We start from the raw sequence: 16844 nt of genomic DNA, 5'->3' as shown, positions 1-16844 counted from the left end.
GACCCGCCGACATCAGCGATAAAATTCGCTGCGCCCGCCCGGCTGGCGCTTGAAGCGCCGATGGATCCACAGGTACTGGTCCGGCGCCTCGCGCACCATGTCCTCGATCGCCGCACTGACCTGCGCGGTATCGGCGATCACATCGTCGGAGGGGATGTCTGCCAGCGGCGGTGCGATCTTGAGGATGTAGCGGCCACCTTCGCGCCGATGGAAGTACGGCACCACCGCGCAGCCGGTCAGCCGCGCCAACTGGTGGGTGGCGGTGATGGTGGAGGCCGGATGCCCGAAGAACGGCACGAACACGGTGTCCTTGCCGCGCATGTCCTGATCGGGCGCGTACCACAGGAAACCGCCGCGCTTGAGGTGCTTGATGGTGGCGCGCAGATCCTCGTTGGCGAACATGTGCGTGGCATAGCGCAGCCGCCCGCGCTTGACCGCCCACTCGAACACCGGGTTGCGATGCCTGCGGTACATGCCGGCCAGCGGCACGTAATCGCATAGCAGCCGCCCGCACATCTCCAGCGTCATGAAGTGGCCGGACACCAGCAACACGCCGCGCTTTTGTTCCTGCAGACGCTGCAGATGTTCCAGCCCTTCGACCTGCACGCCCGGACGGATGGCATCGATGCTGCCCCACCAGGCACGCGCGAATTCGAACAGGCCCACGCCCAGCGCATCGAAACTGTCGCGCAACAGCCGCGCCCGCCAGGCATCGTCCTGTTCGGGAAAACACAGCGCAAGGTTGACCTCGGCAGCGCGCCGGCGCGTGCCGGCCAGGCGCATCGCGATCCAGCCCACGCCACGGCCGAGCGCGCGCTGCAGTGTCCACGGCAGGCGCCCGGCGATCACCATGACGGCAAGGGCCAGATACATCGGCCAGTGCCTGGGGTTGCGCAGGGAAGGGCGGACAGCGACGTTGGCGGGTTCGGACATGCGTCAATTCTAAGGGATCATGCGCGCGCGGCAGCGTGCACATGCGCACGCCGCAACGCTCCCGTATCCTGCAGCGATGCGGAAAGACCCGATCGAATGGCTGTTGCGCGGACTGTACTCGGCGCTGTTGTACCTGTTGCTGCCGGTGACGGTGTACCACCTGGTGTGGCGCGGTTTTCGCGTGCGCGAATACTTCAACCGCTGGAACGAGCGCTATGCCTCTTACACGCATGCCTGCGGTCGCCCGCGCGTATGGGTGCACGCGGTGTCGGTGGGCGAGGTCAATGCCGCCGCGCCGCTGGTCAATGCCTTGCGCGCGCAGCGTCCGGATATCCGCTGGGTCATCACCACCATCACCCCCACCGGCTCCGAGCGCGTGCGCGCGGTCTGGGGCGATGCGGTGGACCACGTGTATCTGCCCTATGACGTACCTGGCAGCGTTGGCCGGTTCCTGGAGCATTTCCGGCCGCGCCTGGCGTTGATCCTGGAAACCGAACTGTGGCCGAACATGTTGTTCGGCTGCCGCGACCGCAGGATTCCGGTGTACATCCTCAATGCGCGGCTGTCGGCACGCTCGCTACGCGGCTATCGCCTGCTGGCGCCGTTGATCAGCCGCGCGCTGCGCAGCGTCACCTGCGTGGCGGCGCAGTCGCACGACGATGCCGAACGCTTCATCACGCTGGGTGCGCGGCCCGACCAGGTGATCGCACTGGGCAATCTCAAATTCGATATCGCCGCGCCTGCGCAGTTGCAGGCGCTGGTCGCGCAGTTCCATACGCAGGTGCCGGCAACGCGGCCGGTGTGGATTGCCGCCAGCACACACGAAGGCGAGGAAGCGGCCGTGGCCGACATCCATGCGCGCCTGCTGCTGCAGTTTCCTGACCTGCTGATGTTATGGGCGCCGCGCCACCCGGAGCGCTTTCCCAAGGTCGAGGCCGTGGCGCGCGAGCGTGGCTGGGCCGTGTCCACGCGCAAGAGCCAGCAATGGCCGCAGGCGCGCGACAAGGTGTTTGTCATCGATACCCTGGGCGAGCTGATGAGCTTCTACGCCTGCGCACAGGTCGCCTTCGTCGGCGGCAGCCTGCAGCCGATCGGCGGGCACAATCTGCTCGAACCGGCAGCAGTCGGCACGCCGGCAGTCACCGGCCCACATCTGCACAATTTCTCGGAGATTTCGCGGCGCATGCGCGAGGCCGATGCGGTGGCCATCTGCGACGATGCCGACTGCGTCTACCACGATCTTGCGCGCCTGCTCGGCGACCCAGCCCAACGCGAGGCGATGGCCGCGGCGGGGCTGGCCTTGGTCGCCAATGGCAAGGGCGCGGTGGCGCGGACGCTGGTGCAGATCGCACCGGACCTGCCACCAGTGGTGAGCGAGGGCGCGGCGTCCTGAGGATGTCACTGCGCCTGCACTGCAGCGTTGCAGTGATCCTGCCGCAGTCACGCTAATGCGCGTCATCCAACGGCCTTGGAGTGCCAACAGGGCGTGGCGATCGCGCAGTCGTGTGATCAGCCGCTTTGGGCGTCATCTGGAGAGTCTCAAGCCGCATTGGTCGAGCGTGCGGTGTCCTCGCCGTTCGCGGGACACGCCGTGAATCGGTCCGTGGAGGCTCGGTGGCGGCATCCATGCCGCCACACGGTCCCGCAACCGGCGAGGACACCGAAGCAGGGAGTTCGCCGGTTGCTTTGTTGAAATTGCTTGCAAACCTGCACGGCCGACCATCTCGACTGGTCCTTGCCCGTTCACTGTCGCGGGACCTGACGCGGCATGGAGGCCGCGTAAGAGCTTACAAGGACGTACTTGCAGCGTGTCCCGCGATGGTGGGCGGGCAAGGGCCCTGCAGCCAAGTCGCAGATCAGCTGCTAATGCCGCAGTCATCGCAGGGATCGCACGCAGCCAGGTACGCGTGTGCATCGGACATAAAAAAGGCGGGCCTGCGCCCGCCTTTTTAGTTACCTATCCGCCCGCATTACTGCAGCGAACCACTGCCCTGCAGCTTGGACTCGGCATCCTGCGACAGCAGGCGGTTCACGTCCTGCAGGTCGGTGATGTCGAGCTTGCCGATCGCCTGGCCCAGCAGCAGACGGTTCTGCAGGAAGTTGTAGCGCGACTGCGCATAGTTCAACTGCGCCTGGAACAAGGTGCGCTGGTTCTGCACCACGTCCAGCACGGTGCGCGTACCGACTTCCAGACCCACCTGCGAGGCGTCGTATGCGGCCTGCGCGGAGACCACGGCCAAACGGCGTGCTTCCACTTCGCTGATGCCGGCGACCACGGTCTGGTAGGCATTGCGCGTATTGCGATCCAGCGCGCGCTTCTGCTGCTCGTAGGTGTCCTGCTGGATATCGCGCTGCGACAGCGCCTGACGCACGGCCGACTGGGTGGCACCGCCAGCAAAGATAGGAATCGACAGCGTGATGCCGATCGAATCGGTATCAATGTTGCGATTATTGGTCGTGAAGTTGCCGGCAGCTGTATCGATATCGGTGGCACCGCCCCAGCTATTGGTTCGTCCCATGCTGCCGGACAGGTTCAGTGTCGGGAGGTGACCAGCGCGCGCGGCACTAACCTGCGCCTCGGCGGCACTGACCTGCAGCTGCTGCGCCTTCAACGCCGGGTTATCGGCGATGGCAGTGGAGACCAACTGATCCACATTGCTGTAGGCAGCAGGTACTTCCGGGCGGAATTCTTCCGGCAACGCGCGCAAGCCGACGACGGGCTGGCCGGTAAGCTCGGTCAGTGCCTGGTAGTAATCCTTGAGCGTATTGCGGGCATTGATGGTGTCGGCGCGCGCCTGGTCATACTGAGCACGCGCTTCGTGCACGTCGGTGATCGGTGCCAGGCCCACTTCCAGACGCTTGTCGGCGTAGTCGAACTGCTTTTTGGCCGCCGCTTCGTTGGTCTCCGCTGCCGCCAGCGATTCAATACCGACCAGTACCTGGAAATATGCCGCCGAGGTGCGGGTGATCAGGTCGTTGTTGGCTGATTCCAGGTTGAAGTCTGCCGCCTTGGCCACTTCGCGTTGTGCACGCAGATTGGAGAACTGCGCCCAGTTGAAGATGGTCTGGCTACCCTGAATCGCGTACTGGCGTTGTTTGGTGGTGGAGCGCCCCGGCTGGCCTTCCAGTTCGCGATGCGACTGGGTGAAGCCAGCGCTACCATCCAGCTGCGGCAACAACGCCGCACGCGCCTGCACCTGACCTTCCCGGTTGACCAGGCGGGTGGACTCAGCCACTGCCAGCTGCGGATCGCCGTTGCGGGCCATTTCGTAGACCTGCAGCAGATCGGTGGCGTTCGCAGCCATCGGAGACAGGGCGGCGGCCAGCGCCAGGACGAGGGATCGGCGGATCATCGGGGAAGCTTCCTTGGGAATCAGAATTGGAATCGGGGCGTCGGTGCGGCGCCCTGGAGATAGGCGAGGTCGGTTTCGAACAACGATTCGATGCGCGGCGCGTTGACGTCGCCACGGACCAGGACCGCTTCCATCACTGGATCGTGACCGCGCACCACGAACAGCCGGCCGTTCGGGCGCAGCCACTGCAGCCACTGCGTCGGCAGCGACTCGACCGCGCCGGTCACGCAGATGGCATCGAAGCGACGCTCGCTCTGCCAGCCAAACACGTCGGCGGTCTCGATCCGCACGTTGCTGCCCAGGCCGCTGCTATCCAGATTGGCGCGTGCAGCGGCGGCCAGTGCCGGGTCGATCTCCAGGCTCAGCACTTCGCGGGCCAGCGCGGCCAGGCAGGCAGTGGAAAACCCGCTGCCGGTGCCGATTTCCAGCACGTCTTCGCCCGGCTGCAGATCCAGCGCCTGCAACATGCGGCCTTCCACTACCGGCTTCATCATTTTGTGGCCGGCCGACAACGGGATTTCCACATCGACATAGGCCAGGGTCTTGTAGGCCTCGGGCACGAAGGCTTCGCGCGGCAGGCGCGCCAGCACCTCGAGCACGCGCAGGTCCAGCACGTCCCACGGCCGGATCTGCTGTTCGACCATCTTTTCGCGGGCCTGGGAGAAATCGATCGTCATGGTGCGGTTATCCAACGCGGTGGGGCAGGCATTTTACCGGTGCACGGGGCAACTGGCGCATCTAGCATCGCTGCGCGCCGCCAAACGGCGCAGTGCCGGAAGTCATCGCCACCAAAGGCCGGGGGCGGTCAGCGCGGCGCATACGCCCTCAGGAAGAAATCCACGCTGGCCTGCAGGTGCTCGTCCACCTGCGCGCGGGTGGGCTGGCCATGCAGGCCGCACATCATCAGCGCATACAGCTCGCCCTTGAGCAGGCAGAAGAACTGCGAGGCCGCACGCGCCACGTCGTCGATCTTCAGCTGGCCATCGGCCACGCGCGCGGACAGGAAGTCGGCCAGCGCCTGCTGGGTTCGCTTGGGGCCGGCGTCCCAGAACATCTCGCGCACATGCACATCGCCGGTACCCGGCGCCATCATCATGCGGTGGGTGGCGATGGCCGAGTCGGTGCTGACCATGGCGAAAAAGGCGTCGGCGATTTCGATCAGCTGATCGCGCAGCGCGCCCTCGGGGGCGTGGTCGAACAGGTCGTCCGGCATCATGTGCTGGCATTGCGCACGGATCGCCTCGGAAAACAGGCTCTCCTTGTCGCCAAAATGACTGTAGACGGTGAGCTTGGACACGCCCGCCTGCGCGGCGATGCCATCCATGCTGACACCGGCATACCCCTGCTCCATGAACATGGTGCGGGCAGCGCCCAGAATGGCGGCGCGTTTCCCAAGATCCTTGGGCCGTCCAGGGCCGTTGCTCTTGGCCTTGGACTTGAGGGGGGGCGAGCTGGACATGCCGCCAATACTAGACCATCGGGTTCTATATTTATACTCGCCGCCCGCGCTGCGCCTTGAAGCACTCAGGAAAGATCGCGCCACCGCGTTAGCTGCGCCCCCGCTTGGTGATGGCCAATAATTGTTTCAACTGAATGCCTCCCGGTGTCATGGTGCGTCCCATCCTTGTGGGGAATCCACCTAGGGCGCCGAAAAACCCCCGGTGATAGATTGACTAACGGTCTGTCGGCGCATGTCGGCAGCCTCTTTTGCCGGCACGACGAGGGGATGGGAGAGCGTGGACAGGGTCGGGGCGCATGCGCATACAGGCTGCGTCCGCAGCACATGCGTGCGGCGGACCGGGCTGCTGTGGCGATGGGCGTTGCTGGCCTGCATCCTGCTCGGCGTGTGGCCGGCCGGCGCCCAGCCGCCGACCCATACCGCGTATCACACCGTCACGCGCTGGAGCATGGACGACGGCCTGCCGCACAATCTGGTGCATGCGGTGGCGCAGGGCGCCGACGGCCTGATCTGGCTGGGCACCTGGGAAGGCGTGGCGCGCTTCAACGGCCGCGACTTCACCGTGTATGACCGCCAGAACACACCGGGCGTCGAGCTGGGGGGCGTGTTCGTGGTGATACGCGACAGCACCGGCGGGATGCTGTTCGGCACCGCGTTCGATGGCGTCTATCACTACCAGGACGGCCACTGGCAGCAACTGGGCGACGCTTCGGCGCGGCACCTGGCGGTCAGTGCGCTGCTGCGACGCGCCGACGGCGCGCTGTGGGTCGGCACGCCGCAGACGCTGTACCGCATCGAGCCGGATGGGCGGGTGGTGGACGTCGGTCGCCAGGCCGGCCTGCCGCGCGCGCGCATCACCGCGCTGGCGGCCGAGGGCAGTGGCGATTTATGGGTGGGTACCGAAGTCGGGCTCTATCGTCTGCCCCGCGACGGCAGCGCAGCCGAGGCCTGGGGCAAGGCACATGGGATGCGCGCCGCACCGGTGCGGCGGCTGGCCAGCGATCGTCAGGGCGGCCTGCTCGTTGCAGGCGACGACGGCGTGTGGTGGTGGAGCCGCGGCGGCGGCCTGCAGCGGTTCCGCCAGGGCCAGCGCGTGGATGCATTGCTGCTGGACCGGCGCGGACATCTGTGGATGAGCCTGCCGTCGGGCACGCTGGTGGTCCACAGCGGCGCGAATGCGCCCGACGAACAGATCGCCATTTCAGGAGTGGCCAGCCCGGCGCTGCTGGAAGACGCCGAGGGCCTGATCTGGGTCGGCAGCACGCACGGCCTGTTCCGCATTGCCGAGGGCGCCGCGCACGGCATCACCCACGAGGATGGGCTGGCTTCGGACTATGTGCGCACGGTGTTGCAGACCGGCGACGGCACCGTGTGGGTGGGCAGCGCGGTGGGCCTGGACCGCTGGCGCAATCGTCAGATCAGTCGCGTGTCGGTGGTGCCGAACCAGGGCGGACGCGTGCTGGAGCAGTCGGTGCTGGCCCTGGCCGACGCCGGCGATGGCGGCGTCTGGGCCGGCACCTACAGCCAGGGTGTGGTGCGGCTGGATGCGCAAGGTCGCGTGCTGGCGCGCATCGGTGCGGCCGACGGCCTGCCGTCGCTGTCGGTGCGCGCGGTGTTGCCGGATGGCCAGACGCTATGGATCGGCACCACGGCCGGGCTGGTGCGCTGGCGCGATGGCAAGGCACGCCGCTACACCGCCGCCGACGGCGTACCCGATGGCTCGGTGCAGGTGCTGTATCGCGACACGCTGGGCACCGTGTGGATCGGCACCGATCGCGGCATGACCGCGCTGTCGGCAAACGGCAGCACGCGCGCATGGCTGGGCGAGCAGGATTTTCCCGGGCAGAACGCCTTCGACTTTCTGCGCGATGCCAAGGGCGACCTGTGGATCGCCAGCGATCGTGGCCTGCTGCGCCTGAGTGGTGAGACCTTTCGCGTCTACGACCACCGGGTCGGGCTGCCGCGCGACAAGGTGTTCCGGGTGATCGATGACGGCCGCGGTTATTTCTGGTTGTCGAGCAACCATGGCGTGTTCCGCATCGCGCGCAGTGACTTCGACCAGCTCGATGCCGGGACGCGCGAGCAGTTGAGCGTGGAGGTGGTGGATCGTAGCGACGGCATGCCCGGTAATCAGGGCAACGGCAGCAGCGCGCCGGCCGGCTGGATGACGCAGTCCGGGCAGTTGCTGTTCCCCACCGCTGCGGGCCTGGGCGTGATCGATCCGGCGCGCGTGGGTACCTTGCAAGGCCATCGCGTGCCGATCGTGTTCGAGCGCCTGCTGGTCGACGGCATGGTGCAGCCGCTCACTGGCCTGCATCGCTTCGGTGCGGAGACCCGGCGCATCGCCATCGGCTATGCCGGGTTGAATTTCCGTGGCCCGGACAAGGTGCGCTACCGCTACCGGCTGGAAGGCTTCGACCCGGACTGGGTGGACGCCGACAGCGCCAGCGAGGCGGTCTACACCAATCTGCCGCCGGGCCGTTTCCGCTTCCGTGTCCAGGCGATGTCGCTGCCGGTGGACTGGCGGCAGACCGCGCTGTTGGGCGAGTCCAGCCTGGTGATCGCCCTGGCGCCGCCGTGGTGGCGGCGTGGTGAAGTGATCGCCCTGGGCATCCTCGGGCTGGGCAGCCTGATCTACGGGTTTTATCTGTGGCGTACCGCCAGTTATCGCCGCCGGCAGCGCCAGCTCAATACGGTGATCGACGCACGCACACGCGAGCTGAGCGACAAGAACCTCGCGCTGCAGCAGGCCAGCCAGGAGCGCGAAGCGCTGATGCGCCAGCTCGAATACCGCGCCAGCCATGACGTGCTGACCGACCTGCCGAATCGCCGCGAGGCCGAGAGGGTCCTGCAGCAATGGTTCGACGATGCGCACGCCGGTGGCGCCCCGTTGGCGTTGGTGCTGATGGATATCGACCATTTCAAGCACATCAACGACGAATACGGCCACGAGGTCGGTGACGCGGTGCTGTCCGCGATCGGCGAAGCACTCAGCGAACAGGACCGGGCGCAGTGCTTTGCCGCGCGCCACGGTGGCGAAGAGTTTCTGCTCGCGGCAGTGGGTGTGGACGCGGCACAGGCGCGCGCGCTGTTCGAACGCATGCGCCAGCGGCTCGCCGCGATCGCTGTCCAGACGCAGGGCACGACGGTGCGCTGCACCGCCAGCATGGGCATGGCGATGAGCGATGAGGCACCGAGCCGGCGCGAATTGCTGGCGCTGGCAGACCGCCGTCTGTACCACGCCAAGCGGCTGGGGCGCGATCGGTTGGTGGATCAATAAGGCTGCTGTGTTGCCGGCTGCGTGGAGCTGCCGCGCTCACGTCTGCAGCTGGTCCGCCTGCGCATGCAACAACGCGACAAATGCCTGCGCGGCACGCGACAGGGTGCGCCCGCCATGGGTCACGCAGCCCAGCTCGCGCGACAGCGCCACGTCGGGCAGCGGCAGCGCCACGATCTGATGATCGATCATGCGCTCCGGCAACACGCTCCACGCAAGGCCCACCGACACCAGCATCTTGATCGTCTCCAGATAGTTGGTGGTCATGCGCAGGCTCGGCACCAGTGCGCGCTCGGCGAACAGACCGGCGACGATGCGATGGGTGAACGTGCCCGGGTCCGGCAGCACCGCTGGATGCGCCACCACATCTTCCAGCGACACCGCGCGCAACGCGGCCAGCGGGTGATCCGGCGCCACCACGAACTGCAGGCGGTCATGCCAGATCGGTTGCGCGCGCAGCGGCGCACGCGTATCCGGTGCCAGCGTGGTGACCGCCAGCTCCACCTCGCCGCGCAGCACCGCGGCATAGGCCAGCTCCGAATCCAGAAACTGGATGTCCAGCGCGGCCTGCGGGTGTTGCGCAGCGAAGCCGCGCAGCAGGGCGGGCAGGCGGTGCAGGCCGACATGATGGCTGGTGGCCAGGCTTAGGCGCCCGCCGACCGCCGCGCCAAGATGCTCCAGCACGCGGCGGGTGTCCTGCAGCTCGGCCAGGATGCGTTGCGCACGCGGCAGCAAGGCCTGGCCGGCCTCGGTCAGCACCACCTGGCGGCCAAGGCGGTCGAACAGCCGCGCCGATAGTTGTGCTTCCAGCAAGGCGATCCGCTTGCTCACCGCCGGCTGGGTGAGGTGCAAGGCCTCGCCGGCTGCCGAAAAGCTGCCGCTCTCGGCGATCGCCACGAAGGCGCTGAGGCTTGCCAGGTCCATTGCTATTCCCAAATTTCATTTGTTGAATAAACAATATGAATTTGCGTTATCCAAGGCAAGCTCCTAGCATCGAACGCAGCCAGGTGGGTGCTCCCACCATCCGCCAACCGGATCGCCGCAATGACTGCCAAGACGCTGTACGACAAGCTGTGGGACCTGCACGAGGTCACGCGCCGCGACGATGGTTCGTCGCTGATCTACATCGACCGCCACATCCTGCATGAAGTGACCTCGCCGCAGGCGTTCGAAGGCCTGCGCCTGGCCGGGCGCAAGCCCTGGCGCATCGACGCCAACATCGCCACGCCCGACCACAACGTGCCGACCACGCGTGCCGAGCGCCAGGGCGGGCTGGAGTCGATCTCCGACGAAGTCTCGCGGCTGCAGGTGCAGACGCTGGACGAGAACTGCGACGACTTCGGCATCCTCGAGTTCAAGATGAACGATGCGCGCCAGGGCATCGTGCATGTGGTCGGCCCGGAGCAGGGCGCCACCCTGCCGGGCATGACCGTGGTCTGCGGCGATTCGCACACCTCCACGCATGGCGCGTTCGGCGCGCTGGCGCACGGCATCGGCACCTCCGAGGTCGAGCATGTGCTGGCCACGCAATGCCTGATCGCCAAGAAGATGAAGAACATGCAGGTGCGCGTGGAAGGCACGCTGCCGTTCGGCGTGACCGCCAAGGACATCGTACTGGCGGTGATTGGCAGGATCGGCACCGCCGGCGGCAACGGCCATGCACTGGAATTTGCCGGCAGCGCGATCCGCGCGCTGTCGATGGAAGGCCGCATGACCATCTGCAACATGTCCATCGAAGCCGGTGCGCGCGTGGGCATGGTGGCGGTGGACGAAAAGACCATTGCCTACGTGCAAGGTCGCCCGTTCGCGCCCAAGGGCGCCGACTGGGAGGCGGCGGTCGCGTTGTGGCGCACGCTGGTCTCCGATGCCGACGCGCACTTCGACACGGTGGTGGAGCTGCGCGCCGAAGACATCAAGCCGCAGGTCAGCTGGGGCACCTCGCCGGAAATGGTGCTGGCGGTGGATCAGCAGGTGCCCGACCCGGCAACCGAACAGGATCCGACCCGGCGTGATTCGATCGAGCGCGCGCTGAAGTACATGGGCTTGCGCGCAAACCAGCCGATCACCGAGATCCGCCTGGACCGCGTGTTCATCGGCTCGTGCACCAACTCCCGCATCGAAGACCTGCGTGCGGCCGCTGCGGTTGCGAAGGGCCGCAAGGTCGCCTCCACCATCAAGCAGGCGCTGGTAGTGCCGGGCTCGGGTCTGGTCAAAGCGCAGGCCGAGGCCGAAGGCCTGGACAAGGTGTTTCTGGACGCCGGCTTCGAATGGCGCGAGCCGGGTTGCTCGATGTGTCTGGCGATGAACCCGGACAAGCTGGGCAGCGGCGAACACTGCGCCTCCACCTCCAACCGCAATTTCGAAGGCCGCCAGGGCGCCGGCGGCCGCACCCATCTGGTCAGCCCGGCAATGGCCGCAGCGGCGGCGGTCAGCGGGTATTTTGTTGATGTGCGTGACCTTGGGGATTCGGGAATAGGGATTCGGGATTCGTAAAAAGCGCTCCACCATCCCCAGCCTTTTCGAATCCCCAATCCCTAATCCCCAATCCCGGCCTCTCTCAATGACCCCTTTCACCCAACACACCGGACTGGTGGCGCCGCTGGATCGCGCCAATGTCGATACCGACCAGATCATTCCCAAGCAATTCCTCAAGTCGATCAAGCGCACCGGCTTCGGGCCGAACCTGTTCGACGAGTGGCGCTATCTGGACATCGGCGAGCCCGGTCGCGACAACAGCCAGCGCCCGATCAATCCGGAGTTCGTGCTCAATTTCCCGCGCTATCAGGGCGCCAGCGTGTTGCTGGCACGCGAGAACTTCGGCTGCGGTTCCTCGCGCGAGCACGCGCCGTGGGCGCTGGACGAATACGGCTTCCGCGCCGTGATCGCGCCCAGCTTTGCCGACATCTTCTTCAACAACAGCTTCAAGAACGGCCTGCTGCCGATCGTGCTGGCCGAAGCGGAAGTGGACGCCCTGTTCGAGCAATGCCTGGCCACCGAGGGCTATCAACTCACTGTGGATCTGGCCGCACAGCGCGTGCGCCGCCCCGATGGCGTGGAATACGGCTTCGACATCGATGCATTCCGCAAGCACTGCCTGCTCAACGGCCTGGACGACATCGGCCTGACCCTGCAGGACGCCGATGCGATCGGTCGCTTCGAGCAAGGCCATCGCGCGCGTCAACCGTGGCTGTTCGGCGCGCTGCAGTAAGGTCGCCGGCGGTCACCGATGAGCCGGTCATGCCAGGTGTGTGTGGCGCGATGTTGATTTCCAAGGCGCTGCGGCGCCAACTGACGAGGATTGCATGAGCAAGCAGATTCTGATTCTTCCTGGCGACGGCATTGGCCCGGAGATCATGGCCGAAGCGGTCAAGGTGCTGACGCGCATCGATGCGCAACATGGTTTGGGTTTCAGCCTGGTGTACGACGAACTGGGCGGCGCAGCCTACGACAAGTACGGCAGCCCGCTGGCCGACGAAACGCTGGAGCGCGCACGCGCCGCCGACGCAGTGCTGCTGGGCGCGGTCGGTGGGCCGCAATGGGACACCATCGACCCATCGTTGCGCCCGGAGCGGGGCCTGCTCAAGATCCGCTCGCAGCTTGGGTTGTTCGCCAATCTGCGTCCGGCACTGCTGTATCCGCAGCTGGCCGAGGCCTCCACGCTCAAGCCGGAGGTGGTGTCCGGGCTGGATCTGCTGATCCTGCGCGAGCTCACCGGCGGTATTTATTTCGGTCAGCCGCGGGGCACGCGCACGCTGGAAAACGGCGAGCGTCAGGCCTACGACACGCTGCCATACAGCGAAAGCGAGATCCGCCGCATCGCCAAGGCCGGTTTCGAGATGGCACGTCTGCGTGGCAAGAAGCTGTGTTCGGTGGACAAGGCCAATGTGTTGGCATCAAGCCAGCTGTGGCGTGCCGTCGTCGAAGAAGTGGCCAAGGACTATCCGGACATCGCGCTGTCGCACATGTACGTGGACAATGCGGCGATGCAGTTGGTGCGTGCGCCCAAGCAGTTCGACGTGATCGTGACCGACAACATGTTCGGCGACATCCTGTCCGACCAGGCGTCGATGCTCACCGGCTCGATCGGCATGCTGCCCTCGGCCTCGCTGGATGCCAACAGCAAGGGCATGTACGAGCCGTGCCATGGCTCGGCGCCGGACATCGCAGGCAAGGGCATCGCCAATCCGCTGGCCACCATCCTGTCGGTGGCAATGATGTTGCGCTATACGTTTGCGCAATCTGCTGCCGCTGATGCGATCGAGCAAGCAGTCGGTAAGGTGCTCGACCAAGGCCTACGCACTGCCGACATCTGGTCGGAAGGCACGACCAAGGTTGGCACGGTGGCAATGGGCGATGCAGTGGTGGCCGCGTTGTAACAGCGATCGCTTCCTTGATGCGTCGTGGCTGTCCTGGTGGCTATCGTTCTTCTGACGATAGCCACTTTCGTTTGGCGGCTGCCTCATCCGTGACCACATCATTCAACCGAAGCATCTGCATGAACCTGCGGATGGTGTACGCAGGAGTGGTCGGCATGCAGGTCGGTCGGTAGCGCGGCGCCGCATCCGATGTCGGGACGCGCCGTCAATCCGTCCCTGGAGGCTCGGTGGCGGCATCCATGCCGCCACACGGTCCCGCCCCCGGACGCGGCACCACGCTCCCAGCATGCCCTCTGCATTTCTTTCCGTAACCGATAGCAATTGGTGGTGCTTGCGCGGGTGCCGGCGTGGGACCTTGAGCGGCATGGATGCCGCGCCAGAGCCTACACGGACGTACTTGCGGCGTGTCCCACACCGGCACGCGTGCAAGCGCCCGCAGCAAACCGAAGCATTCGCGCAAAGTCGGCAGACCTCGTGTGCGAGGCTGTTCTGTGTCGGTACGCGTGCAAGCGCCTGCAGCAACCCGATGCATTCGTACAGAACCCGCAGATGCCGCCCCCAAGATCGGTGGCGCGGCGCCGTATCCAGTGACGGTAGGCGCACAGGCGCCCGCAGCAAATCGACGCCCTTGCAAGAAAGCTGGAACACCAAAACCAGAACGGCCAGCAGATCACACTGCCGGCCGTCAGGTTTGCATCGTCCAGCGAATGAGCGGTGTTACGCCACCGCAGCCGTCTTGCCGGCAACCACTCCGCGCTCGCGCTGACGCAGCAGGCGGTTGGCTACATCCAGCCACGCCAGGGCGCTGGCTTCGATGATGTCCTTGCTGGTGCCGGTGCCTTCGTACTCCACGCCGTCGTGGCGCACGCTCAGGCTGGCTTCGCCGCGTGCATCTGCGCCGATGCCCACGCTGTGCACCTGATAGCTGTCCAGCTCCAGCTTCACACCGGTGGCCGAGGCCAGTGCGCCGAAGAGCGCATCCACCGGACCATTGCCCTGCGCGGTTTCGGCCACGCGATTGCCTTCCGGGTCGGACAGCTCCACCAGCGCATTGGCGCGGCTGCCGACATCGCTGATGGTCATCGACGCCAGGCGATAGCCTTCCTGCACGGTGGCGTCCTGCATCAAGGCCTGCAGGTCCGCGTCGGTGACCACACGCTGCTTTTCGCACAATGCCTTGAACTGCTCGAAGACCAGCTTGACCTCTTCTTCCTCCAGCAGGTACCCCAAGGCACGCAGGCGCTGCTCCACCGCCGCGCGGCCGCTGTGGCGGCCCAGCACCATCTGCGAGGACTCCCAGCCCACGTCTTCCGGACGCATGATTTCGTAGGTGCCGCGATGGCGCAGCATGCCGTGCTGGTGGATGCCCGATTCGTGCGCGAACGCATTGCCGCCGACCACTGCCTTGTTGCGCTGCACCGGCATGCCGACCAGGCGCTGCAGCAACTGCGAGGTGGAGACGATGCGTGGGGTGTTGATGTCGGTATCGATGTTGTAGAACGCACCGCGCACCTTCAGTGCCATGGTGATTTCTTCCAGCGCGCAGTTGCCGGCGCGCTCGCCGATGCCGTTGATGGTGCACTCGACCTGCCGTGCGCCGCCTTCGATCGCCGCCAGCGAGTTGGCCACTGCCAGGCCCAGATCGTTGTGGCAGTGCGCGCTGAAGATCACGGTGTCGGCACCTTCCACGCTGGCGATCAGGCGCGAGAACATGCCGCGGATTTCTTCCGGCGTGGTAAAGCCTACCGTGTCCGGCAGATTGATCGTGGTGGCACCGGCAGCGATCGCTACGCGCGCCACCTCGGCCAGGAAATCTTCTTCGGTGCGGGTGGCGTCTTCGGCGGAGAACTCGATGTCGTCGATATAGCCGCGCGCCAGCGTCACATGCTTGTGCACCGACTCCAGCACCTGCTCGCGGCTCATGCGCAGCTTGTGCTCGCGGTGCAGCGGGCTGGTGGACAGGAAGACATGCAGGCGCGGATTGGCGGCCGCCTCCAGTGCACGCGCGGAGGTCTCGATGTCGGCCTGCAGGCAGCGCGACAGCACCGCCAGCGTGGGGCGACGCAGCTCGCGGCCGATCATCGCGACCGCCTCGCGGTCCGAATGCGAACTGGCCGGGAAACCGGTTTCGATGATGTCCACGCCGAGTTCGTCCAGCGCGCGCGCCATCACCAGCTTTTGCTGGGGCGTCATGCTGCAGCCGGGGGATTGCTCGCCGTCGCGCAGGGTGGTGTCGAAAATTCGGATACGCGGGGTCTGGTTGGATACGGTCGTGTTCACCAGGAAGACTCCTCTACGGCGATGGCGGTGACAGGCGTTGGAGCGACTGCGGATGGGCGGGAAAGAACGGGTGTTTCGGGAAGTGACTTGGCGCTGCGTTCGTTGCGAAGTCGCTCGGTGTTGCGACGACGCGGCTTGCGTGGCGGCCGCGGCCGCACCTCGGACAAGAGTGTGGCCAGAACAGTTGCGTCGATATTACCGCCAGAGACCACCGCACACTTGCGTTTCCCTGAAACGCGGCGACCGGCGGCCAAGGCCAGCGCGCCAGCGCCCTCGGCGATGACGTGTTCTTCCAGGGCCAGGCGCACCAGCGTTTCGCGTAATTCGGCCTCGCGCACGATCACCACATCGTCGAGCAGGCTCGCGCACAGGCGGCGGGTCAGAAAGCCGGGAATCTTGACCTTCACGCCGTCGGCCAGGGTGGGGACCGGAGCGATTTCACGCAGATCGCCACGTACGGCGCGCGCCATCGAGTCGACACCTTCCACCTGCGCGCCGACGATGCGCACGCCTTGCGATTTCAGCGCCAGCGCCACCCCGGAGGCCAGCCCGCCGCCGCCGATCGGCACGATCACCACGTCCGGCGCATGCGCGGCCAGTTCGATGCCGACCGTGCCTTGCCCTGCGATCACATCCGGGTCGTCGAAGGCGGACAGAAAACGGTAGCCGTTCTGGTCGGCCAGCTCGCGCGCGAACGCAAACGCCTCGTCGTAGCTGTTGCCATGCTGGCGGACGGTGGCGCCCCAGTGCGCGACGCCGGCGATCTTGGTCTGCGGCGCGCCGTAGGGCATCACCGTGATGGCCTGCACGCCCAGCCGGTACGCCGACCACGCTACGCCTTGCGCATGATTGCCGGCCGAGGCGCAGATCACTGGGCGCTCGTCGCCGCGTTCCAGCCCCGCCAGCAAGGCATTCAATGCACCGCGCACCTTGTAGGAGCCGGTGCGCTGCAGATTTTCCAGCTTCAACCACACACCGAAGCGCTCGGCGTAATGCAGTGGCGTGGGTGACAGATACTTGCGCAGGCGGGCCTGCGCGGCCAGGACGTCGGCCACGCTGACCGCCACGTCGCCTACGTCTGGCTCCTGCAGGGAGGGGCGGCCGGAATCAGGCATTGCGGCACGCGCGCGGCCGATCCGGGAGAAGACACCTCCGGACAGCGGTTT

12 protein-coding genes are annotated in these 16844 nt (G+C 66.1%); 5 read left to right on the top strand and 7 right to left on the bottom strand.

The features are described 5' to 3' along the window. Positions 1 to 12: 12 nt before the first annotated feature. A complete protein-coding gene (locus ACCQ04_RS16490; protein ID WP_372358565.1) occupies positions 13 to 933 on the bottom strand; it encodes an LpxL/LpxP family Kdo(2)-lipid IV(A) lauroyl/palmitoleoyl acyltransferase in 921 nt (306 codons plus the stop codon). Between the two features lie 76 nt (positions 934 to 1009). Here ACCQ04_RS16490 and waaA point away from each other — a divergent pair, with 76 nt between their 5' ends. Then, positions 1010 to 2326, top strand: a complete 1317-nt coding sequence (gene waaA, locus ACCQ04_RS16485) for a lipid IV(A) 3-deoxy-D-manno-octulosonic acid transferase (RefSeq protein ID WP_226427422.1) — start codon at positions 1010 to 1012, stop codon at positions 2324 to 2326. A gap of 577 nt (positions 2327 to 2903) precedes the next feature. Here the strand turns inward: waaA and ACCQ04_RS16480 are convergent. The 3 genes from ACCQ04_RS16480 to ACCQ04_RS16470 all read right to left on the bottom strand — a co-directional run bounded on the left by ACCQ04_RS16480 (position 2904) and on the right by ACCQ04_RS16470 (position 5745). After that, positions 2904 to 4286, bottom strand: coding sequence for a TolC family outer membrane protein (locus tag ACCQ04_RS16480; RefSeq protein ID WP_065032829.1), 1383 nt, complete (start codon positions 4284 to 4286; stop codon positions 2904 to 2906). A gap of 20 nt (positions 4287 to 4306) precedes the next feature. Further along, a complete protein-coding gene (locus ACCQ04_RS16475; protein WP_024938983.1) occupies positions 4307 to 4963 on the bottom strand; it encodes a protein-L-isoaspartate O-methyltransferase family protein in 657 nt (218 codons plus the stop codon). A gap of 128 nt (positions 4964 to 5091) precedes the next feature. After that, positions 5092 to 5745: a TetR/AcrR family transcriptional regulator gene (locus ACCQ04_RS16470; RefSeq protein WP_065032828.1), complete on the bottom strand. Its 654-nt coding sequence runs from the start codon at positions 5743 to 5745 to the stop codon at positions 5092 to 5094. 232 nt (positions 5746 to 5977) lie between these two features. On the opposite strand from ACCQ04_RS16470, the gene ACCQ04_RS16465 reads away from it, so the two are divergent. Then, positions 5978 to 9025: a diguanylate cyclase gene (locus tag ACCQ04_RS16465; protein WP_255618565.1), complete on the top strand. Its 3048-nt coding sequence runs from the start codon at positions 5978 to 5980 to the stop codon at positions 9023 to 9025. 36 nt (positions 9026 to 9061) lie between these two features. On the opposite strand, the gene ACCQ04_RS16460 is transcribed toward ACCQ04_RS16465, so the two are convergent. Beyond that, a complete protein-coding gene (locus tag ACCQ04_RS16460) occupies positions 9062 to 9946 on the bottom strand; it encodes a LysR family transcriptional regulator (protein ID WP_039525576.1) in 885 nt (294 codons plus the stop codon). A 120-nt stretch (positions 9947 to 10066) separates the two neighbouring features. On the opposite strand from ACCQ04_RS16460, the gene leuC reads away from it, so the two are divergent. The 3 genes from leuC (at position 10067) to leuB (ending at position 13398) form a co-directional block, all read left to right on the top strand. Beyond that, positions 10067 to 11515, top strand: a complete 1449-nt coding sequence (leuC, locus tag ACCQ04_RS16455; protein ID WP_226427419.1) for a 3-isopropylmalate dehydratase large subunit — start codon at positions 10067 to 10069, stop codon at positions 11513 to 11515. A gap of 67 nt (positions 11516 to 11582) precedes the next feature. Further along, entirely contained in the window at positions 11583 to 12230 is a 648-nt protein-coding gene (gene leuD, locus ACCQ04_RS16450) for a 3-isopropylmalate dehydratase small subunit (protein ID WP_024938988.1), read from the top strand. Between the two features lie 94 nt (positions 12231 to 12324). Further along, on the top strand, positions 12325 to 13398 hold the full coding sequence (gene leuB, locus ACCQ04_RS16445; RefSeq protein WP_047127201.1) for a 3-isopropylmalate dehydrogenase: 1074 nt from the start codon (positions 12325 to 12327) through the stop codon (positions 13396 to 13398). Between the two features lie 717 nt (positions 13399 to 14115). Here leuB and ACCQ04_RS16440 read toward each other — a convergent pair. Next, positions 14116 to 15678 (bottom strand): 2-isopropylmalate synthase, encoded by a 1563-nt coding sequence (locus ACCQ04_RS16440; protein WP_024940104.1) that lies wholly within the window; start codon positions 15676 to 15678, stop codon positions 14116 to 14118. Next, positions 15675 to 16745: a threonine dehydratase gene (locus ACCQ04_RS16435; protein WP_024940103.1), complete on the bottom strand. Its 1071-nt coding sequence runs from the start codon at positions 16743 to 16745 to the stop codon at positions 15675 to 15677. Before ACCQ04_RS16435 ends, ACCQ04_RS16440 begins: the two co-directional genes overlap by 4 nt. Between the last annotated feature and the right edge of the window lie 99 nt (positions 16746 to 16844).

It is taken from the genome of Xanthomonas sp. NCPPB 2866 (genome assembly GCF_041475745.2).
GTDB lineage: Bacteria > Pseudomonadota > Gammaproteobacteria > Xanthomonadales > Xanthomonadaceae > Xanthomonas > Xanthomonas arboricola.
This window is presented reverse-complemented; position numbering and strand designations above follow the sequence as displayed.